We start from the raw sequence: 3,086 nt of genomic DNA, 5'->3' as shown, positions 1-3,086 counted from the left end.
GGCGGCGCGCCCGACGCGCAGGGCAGGCGCACCGCGCTCCTGATCGATGAAAGCTACAACGCCAACCCCGCCTCGATGCGCGCGACGCTGGCGCAGCTTGGCCGCACCAGCGCGAAGCGGCGCATCGCGGTGCTGGGCGCGATGAAGGAACTGGGCACCCACGGGCCGGGCTACCACGCCGCGCTGGCGCAGCCGCTGGCCGAGGCCGGGGTCGATTTCGCGGTGCTCGTCGGCGCCGAAATGGAGCCGCTCGCACGCGAACTCGAAATTGCGGCGAAGGCGGTTTCAAATGCGGTGCACGCCGGGGAAAACGAGGCCAAATCGCTTGGCAAACCGAGCGCCTTCGCGCATTGCCAGAGCGTGGGGGAAGCGGGGGATCGCCTGCGCGCTTTCGGGCTCGAAAGCGGCGATGCGATTCTCGTCAAGGGGTCCAATTCGGTGGGCCTGGCTTCTCTCGTTTCGCAGCTCGCAAGGCAGGAAGGGTAGGGGGTCGCTCCCGCACGATGTTGTATCTGATCGCTGACTGGTTCCACTTCGAGGGCCTGGCCAATCTCTTCCGATATCAGACCTTCCGTTCGGGAGGCGCGCTGCTGTTCGCGCTGGCGCTCGGGCTGCTGATCGGGCCGCGCTTCATCAACATGCTGCGCGTGCGCCAGGGCAAGGGCCAGCCGATCCGCGAGGACGGCCCGCAGAGCCACCTTGCCAAGCGCGGCACGCCGACCATGGGCGGGCTGATGATCCTCACCGCGCTGCTCGCGGCGATGGTCCTGTTCATGGACCTGGCCAACCCCTTCGTGTGGGCCTGCATCGCGGTGACCGTGGGCTTTGGCGCGATCGGCTTCATGGATGACTACGACAAGGTGTCCAAGCGCAGCACCGCCGGGCTGTCGAGCAAGCTGCGACTGGCGCTCGAATTCGTGGTCGCGGGGATCGCTTCGTACATCATCGTCAGCCAGCTGAACACCAACCTCTACGTGCCCTTCCTCACCGGGCGTTACATCCCGCTCGGCCCGCTCTACTACGTCTTTGCGGCCTTCGTGATCGTGGGCGCGGGCAACGCGGTCAACCTGACCGACGGGCTCGATGGCCTGGCGACGTTCCCGGTGTTCATCGCGGCGGGCACCTTCGCGATCATCTGCTATCTCGCCGGCCGCGTCGACTTTGCGCATTACCTGGGTATCCCGCACGTGCCGGGAGCGGGCGAACTCGCCATCTTCTGCGCCGGGATCATGGGCGCGTGCCTGGCCTTCCTGTGGTTCAACGCGCCGCCCGCGGCGGTGTTCATGGGCGATACCGGAAGCCTTGCGCTCGGCGGCGCGCTGGGCTGCGTGGCGGTGGCCGCGCACCACGAGATCGTGCTGGCGGTGGTCGGCGGGCTGTTCGTGCTCGAGGCCGCCTCGGTCATCATCCAGGTGTTCTGGTTCAAGCGCACCGGGCGCCGGGTGTTCCGCATGGCGCCGATCCACCACCACTTCGAACAGCTGGGCTGGAAGGAATCGACCGTGGTGGTGCGCTTCTGGATCATCTCGCTGGTGCTTGCGGTGCTTGGCCTCGCCACGCTCAAGCTGCGATAAGGGGCGCGTCATGATCGTATCCCCCGCCTTCGCCGGTAAACGCTACGCGGTCCTCGGGCTTGCCCGTTCGGGGATGACGGCGGTGCGCACGCTGCTCGAAAGCGGGGCGAGCGTGATGGCCTGGGACAGCCGCGACGAGCCGCGCCAGGCGGTGCTCGACGCCAATCCCGAGGCCTGCGCGCAAGGACGCTGCGAACTGGCCGATCCGGTCGGCGCGGACCTTGCCGGGTTCGACGGCGTGGTCGTCTCGCCCGGCGTGCCGCTCAACAGCCACCCGATCGCCGCCGCCGCCGCGCGCGCGGGCGTGCCGGTGATCGGCGACATCGAACTCTTTGCGCTCGCCCGGCAGGACCTGCCCGAACACCGCGTGGTGGGCATCACCGGCACCAACGGCAAGTCGACCACCACCTCGCTGGTGCGCCACCTGCTCGAGGAAGCGGGCGTGCCCGCGCGCATGGGCGGCAACATCGGCCTGCCGGTGCTCGGCACCGACCCGCTCGAACCCACCGCGAGCGCGAGCGGGGTCTACGTGCTCGAACTGTCGAGCTACCAGATCGATCTCACCCACAACCTCGACTGCGATGTCGCCGCGCTGCTCAACGTCACGCCCGACCATCTCGACCGCTACGAGGGATTCGCCGGTTACGCCGCGTCCAAGGCGCGGCTCTTCGCGATGCAGGCCGACACGCGCGCCGCCGTCTTCGGGCGCGGCGACGAGACCACGCTGGGGATCGCCGCGCGCGAGGAAAGGCGCCGCACGCCGGGCTGCGTGCAGCGGGTGGACGGTGCAGACCTCGCCGAACTCCAGCCGGGCTGGCCCTCGCTGCAAGGCCCGCACAACCTGCAGAACGCGGCCGTAGCGGTCGCCGTGGTCGAGGCGCTCGGCCTCACCCGCGCGCAGTGGGAGCCCGCCTTGCGCACCTTCTGCGGGCTGCCCCACCGCATGGAGCGCGTGGCCGAGGCGAACGGCGTGCTTTACATCAACGATTCCAAGGCCACCAACCCGGCCTCCGCCGCGCCCGCGATCGCCGCCTTCCGGCCCGATCCGGCCCCGCGCATCCACTGGATTCTGGGCGGCCTGCCCAAGGGCGACAATCTGGACGAGTGCAAGCCCTGGTTCGGCAACATCAAGGCGGCCTACACCATTGGTGATGCGGGTCATCTTTTCGCCGAGATTCTCGAACCCTACACCCATGTCGTGCGCAGCGAGATGATGGCCGAGGCGATCCGTCAGGCGATGGAAGCGGCCGTCCCCGGCGACGTGGTCATGCTCTCGCCCGCCTGCGCCAGTTTCGATCAGTTCCGCGACTACGAGGCGCGCGGCATGGCCTTTCGCCAGATCGTCGAGGCGCTGCTCGAACCTGCGGGTGAGGGCGCCGGTGCCACGGCCAGTGCCACGGGAGGCGCGAAGGCACGCTGATGGCCGCCGGCGCATCCGATACGCCCCCTCTGGGACCTGTCCGCTCGGCTTCGGGCGTGGCGGGGCGCGGGCCCGCGCTCGCCGCGCGGGGG

The 3,086-nt window shown here is 69.3% G+C and carries 3 protein-coding genes; all 3 read left to right on the top strand.

Annotation, left to right across the window (positions count from 1 at the left end):
• Positions 1–486: glutamate ligase domain-containing protein (locus MTR62_RS20545; protein WP_327194447.1), on the top strand; the 486-nt coding region annotated here is incomplete at its 5' end.
• Positions 487–503: 17 nt separating this feature from the next.
• Positions 504–1,574 carry a phospho-N-acetylmuramoyl-pentapeptide-transferase gene (gene mraY, locus MTR62_RS20540; RefSeq protein WP_244024454.1) on the top strand — a complete coding sequence of 357 codons (1,071 nt, stop codon included), beginning with the start codon at positions 504–506 and terminating at the stop codon, positions 1,572–1,574.
• Between the two features lie 10 nt (positions 1,575–1,584).
• Positions 1,585–2,994, top strand: coding sequence for a UDP-N-acetylmuramoyl-L-alanine--D-glutamate ligase (gene murD / locus MTR62_RS20535; RefSeq protein WP_244024451.1), 1,410 nt, complete (start codon positions 1,585–1,587; stop codon positions 2,992–2,994).
• Positions 2,995–3,086: the final 92 nt, after the last annotated feature.

The organism is Novosphingobium organovorum (assembly GCF_022832435.1).
GTDB lineage: Bacteria > Pseudomonadota > Alphaproteobacteria > Sphingomonadales > Sphingomonadaceae > Novosphingobium > Novosphingobium organovorum.
This window is presented reverse-complemented; position numbering and strand designations above follow the sequence as displayed.